The sequence below is a fragment of the Coleofasciculus sp. FACHB-712 genome, assembly GCF_014695635.1.
Classification (GTDB): Bacteria; Cyanobacteriota; Cyanobacteriia; order Cyanobacteriales; family FACHB-T130; genus FACHB-T130.
This window is the reverse complement of record NZ_JACJOQ010000685.1, coordinates 1-4,529: the sequence shown is the minus strand read 5'-3', so window position 1 is coordinate 4,529 and position 4,529 is coordinate 1. Positions and strand designations below refer to the sequence as shown.

The window sequence follows — 4,529 nt, the reverse complement described above, 5'->3', positions numbered from 1 at the left end:
CAGTGCGAAATTGTCTGTGCGGTTCATCCTTCTGGCCCCAAAGAAGAACCTTGTCGGGATTGGGAACAAGGGGATGATTGGATAGGGGAATTATGGGCTTAGGTCGCTGTTATTTTAATGGTCAGGATCGGGAAACGAATAGGCGATCGCTCCAGCGTTACTCAACATCTATTTTTGGGAATACTAACTAAGAGTAGAGTTCCTAAAAACCTGAAAATACACATGGATACTAATGAAACCGCTAATACAGCACCTCAGCAAAAATTTAACCCAAAAAACTTTGTTGATTACTTCAACTTAGGTGTTGACTGTTACCAACGAGAGGATAAGCAGGGAGCAATCAATGCTTGGACTCAAGCACTACGTATTGACCCTCAAAATCCCCATGCTTACTATTACAGAGGAGTAACTAGGGCTGAGATAGGACATTACAATAGTGCGGTTGAAGACTTCAATCACGCTATCCATATCAATCCTAAATATTCTAACGCTTACTATCAGCGGGACAAAGTTAGTCAAAAATTATTGAATGGCAGCAAAGCTTTATCACTCCACGTTGAAAACGCTATTATGTACTATCAGCGCGGGGAAGTTCGCTGGCGCTCCAAAGACTATAAAGAGGCAATCAAAGACTTTAACCAAGCACTACGGATCAATCCCTACCTTGCAGAAGCCTACTATAAACGAGGGAGGTGTCACCGTCAGTTAAAGGAGCAAGAAGAGGCTATTAAAGACTTACAAAAAGCAGCACAACTGTTCTGCGATAACAACCAAGTTGAAAAACTAACTGAATGGACTCCCTTTGAGTTAGGTGAATCAAACAGAGAGGAGGCAATTTATTATCTTATTCAATATCTTTCTTGGAGCAGCTCATACGAGCAAAAAAGATTAGCGGCTTCAGCCATACAGAAACTTGCCAGAAGTTTCCCAAATAGCTGTGGATTAGTCATTCCTCATTTATTAAATAATTTATCTTATCCAGCTCCCCAGGTAAGAGAGTACGCCCTCAAAGCGCTTGATGTACTAAGTCTTTCTGAGGCAGCTGTTCCACAAATTAAAGCCATTGCTGAAAACGACCCAAAAGATTACAACAGAAAGATAGCACAATCTATATTAAGTAGGATAACCTTGACTGAAGATGAAGATCCTGAAATGAATTGGGTTGAATACGAAGACTACCTTAGCACTATTGAACGGGAACATGGTCTGACACCAGCACAAAAAATTAATTTAATTAATGGAAAAACAATATATTTTATGGGAAACGAAGTAGATTACAAAGGATACTTGAAACTTAAGAATAAATTCCTCAAAGAAAGAAATAATAGTAAAAAATCTCAGGCTTACAATTATGACTATGATGAAGAATACGCTGAGGAGCAGAAGAATGACTATAAAGTAAATAAGGAAAAATACGATACGTCAATGGATTATGGTTATCTGCATGATGTGTCTGATTTCAATGAATACTTATAGAATTGGAAAAATATTTAAGGAAAAGTATTTTAATCAAATTGGAAGGTAGAGGGAAGAAGGGCGATCGCTTTTCTCTGATTTCATCCCAGAACAGATAGCGATCGCATCATCATCAATTCTAAAACGCCTCTGGATCAATCCCCGGCAACCAGCTACTTAAATCAACACTCATTTTGCATTAACCCCTGCCACTTCCGAGAGCCGAAGACCCCCTATATTTTGGCAGTAAAAAGTTGCGTGATTTTCAGGACTACGACCAATTAGCTCGATAATTTGTCCTGCTGAGTTTTGCCAAAACCATTGGCATAGAGAATCACCCTTAAGAGGCTCTCTAGACAATGGATGAAACCCTTTTTTCTCCCAAACTAAACCAGCACTCTGCACATCGTCTACCCGAATCGCAATATGGTGGACGCCAGTGTTTCCCCGCTCATGTAGGAATCGGTCAAGTTGATCGTCTGGTGCGTGGGGCGCAGCTAGAACCACCAACCCCCCCGACGGCATCAATATTGTCAACAAGTGCAACCATAAATCATTGGTAATTACATAAGTTTCAGGACAAAACTCGATAGGAAAGAGTCCTGGTCCTTCAACAATCTGACCGCCCAATTGACACAAAGCTTCAGCGTAATTTTTGAGACGTGTAAAATCAGGAAAAGTCAGGACAAAGTGATCTACTTGCACTCGTTCACCATACACATTGGTGACAAATGACCAGCGTTTGAAAAACTCAGGAGTGGTCAATTCTGCCTTGAACTCCAATAAGCCATCTTTTTGGGAAAAAGGTGAGTCTAGGTCGGAATTCAAAGTTTTATCGTTTCCTTTAGGTAGCTCTAATTTCGTCATTTATCTACCCTCATTTTTCTTTAAATCCAATCGGTAGATGCTGGTTGTAAATCCAGCCTTTGTTAGAAGCTTCCTCACTCCACACTTTTAAAAACACTTACTCCAGCAGATCTGGTTGTTGACGCACAATCATGTCGTAGAGCGGTTGAAAACTAAACCACCCCATGTGGTGCGACCCCACTTGGCGATACGTCAAACGAGCCATATCTGAGTCAATCAGGACAGGCTTCCCAGCCGCCTCTGCCATTAGCTGTGCCTGACAGGAGCGATCCATTGTGATAAACCACCAGGCAGCTTCATCGACTGAGTGACCTACTGTGAGCAGCCCGTGGTTGCGGAGGATGAGAGCTTTTTTGCCGCCTAAAGTGTCAGCAATCCGCTTGCCCTCCTCTAGTTTGAGAACGACGCCCGTGTAGTCATCAAACAGCCCGTGGTCTTCGTAGAAGCTACAGGCATCTTGCGTGAGAGGGTCGAGGAGGCGACCCAGACTTGACCAGCTTTTGCCGTAGGTTGAATGGGAATGTGCGGCTGCTACAACGTCGGGACGGGCGGCGTGGATGCGGGAGTGGATGGCAAAGGCTGCTTGATTGACAGGCTTATTCCCCTCAACGACCTCACCTTGCTCATTGACTAGAAGCAGGTCGCTGACGCGGATGAGACTGAAGTGCATCCCGAAGGGATTGACCCAAAAGCGATCGCGGTGTTCGGGATCGCGGGCGGTGATGTGTCCGGCGATGCCTTCACTAAAGCCGAAGCGAGCAAACAGGCGAAATGCAGCGGCTAGGCGTTGTTTGCGGTGGAGGCGTTCATCTTCGACAGAAGCAAAGGTCGGCGGCTGGGGAATATTGATAGGAATGTCTAATGTCTGCATAGATTTAGCCTGTATAAATCGGTTGTTGCAAAGATGTTTAATTCGTGAGTGTATTGTATTCTGCCAGGAATTCACTAGAAGAGCGTTAGCGATCGCTACCGATGAGCGGCGATTGAACGCAGGAGTTTTTCCGGCGGATACAAGGCTTTCTCTAAAGCTGTTGCCCGAATTTTGAGTTCTAGAATTTATTTTTCCTTGGTGAGGAAGCCATTGCAATCTGAGCAATCGCTATAAAGTATTTATTTCTTTAGCTTTATTCCTAGCTAAACTGAAACTAATTGGAGAGAGGTTCTTGAATGCAGGAAGAATTTTATTGGTAATTCTTCTTTTATTTTAAACGTCTTTCTTTTAAAGTGCCATCATGGACTAACTCATAAATTTATATTTCGTCATAAGAAATAGAGCAAAAAAATTAATCTTTCTTAATTATTCATAAAGTAGCGATCGCTCATCTAACTCCTTTAATTGTTCGGCTCAAGAGAGCGATCGCGCTTCAGCCAACTAACTTTATTATTCATAGGATGGGTGGAGCAGAAGCAAAACCCATCAAACCTTTGCCAAGATTGGAGTCACTGATACTGCCGGCATTTGTGCTACGAAATGGTTACGCAAATGTGACAATGACTTCAGCCATTGGTATATTGATATTTCGTTCTCTACCAAAAGGTGTAACACAATAGAGGATGTATTTGTAATACTTTCACGAACAGCATCCAGAACTCAATGCAGCTTCCAAAATTACACAGTTAATTCAAGCATCCTAACTTAGTTCTGGAAGTAGCCTCAGCAGCAAGTTACAAGCAGGAGAGGAGACGCTTGCGATTCTTTCCCGAAAAAGTTTTAATTATTCTCTGCTCATATAAAATAGTGAGGTTGTCGGAGAAACGAACGGCTACTTAGAGCAGCATCCGCCTATTTATAGGAATGCCTGCCGCCAAAGAAGCAAGACGCTAGCTCAAAATGCCAGCTTAGCGATACTACTCTGTTTGCTCAATGCTATGTACAACCAGAACCCAGCTTTTATCTCTTCTGTTGCCAAGCAAAACAATTTTCTAGAATCCCAAGCAACACTCTTATGCCAAGAATCTCATAACAGAAGTTTGCTGAATTAAACTAAATCTCAAGTTATTTTCACCGCCAAGTATATTGTTATGAAAACCGAAACCAAATCTGCACAAACTCCCAAACTGATTACACTCAACTGCTCTGGTGGCATTTCATTGGGTGCTTATATGGCAGGAGTTTTTTATGAATTGACGAAAGAATCCGTCAAGGCTGAACCGAAAGTGATTATTGATATTATTACTGGATCTTCAGCAGGGGCAATGTCTGGTGT

4 protein-coding genes are annotated in these 4,529 nt (G+C 42.4%); 2 read left to right on the top strand and 2 right to left on the bottom strand.

What is annotated here, in order from left to right:
- The first annotated feature begins 222 nt into the window (after nucleotides 1-222).
- The gene (locus H6F50_RS25660) at nucleotides 223-1,476 is read left to right on the top strand and encodes a tetratricopeptide repeat protein (RefSeq protein ID WP_190430883.1); all 1,254 of its coding nucleotides are present in this window, start codon (nucleotides 223-225) and stop codon (nucleotides 1,474-1,476) included.
- Between the two features lie 168 nt (nucleotides 1,477-1,644).
- Here the strand turns inward: H6F50_RS25660 and H6F50_RS25655 are convergent, their stop codons facing one another.
- The gene (locus tag H6F50_RS25655) at nucleotides 1,645-2,322 is read right to left on the bottom strand and encodes a VOC family protein (protein WP_190430882.1); all 678 of its coding nucleotides are present in this window, start codon (nucleotides 2,320-2,322) and stop codon (nucleotides 1,645-1,647) included.
- Nucleotides 2,323-2,419: 97 nt separating this feature from the next.
- Nucleotides 2,420-3,193, bottom strand: a complete 774-nt coding sequence (locus H6F50_RS25650; RefSeq protein WP_190430881.1) for a class II aldolase/adducin family protein — start codon at nucleotides 3,191-3,193, stop codon at nucleotides 2,420-2,422.
- A 1,151-nt stretch (nucleotides 3,194-4,344) separates the two neighbouring features.
- Here H6F50_RS25650 and H6F50_RS25645 point away from each other — a divergent pair.
- On the top strand, nucleotides 4,345-4,529 hold a 185-nt coding region (locus H6F50_RS25645; protein ID WP_190430880.1), incomplete at its 3' end, for a patatin-like phospholipase family protein.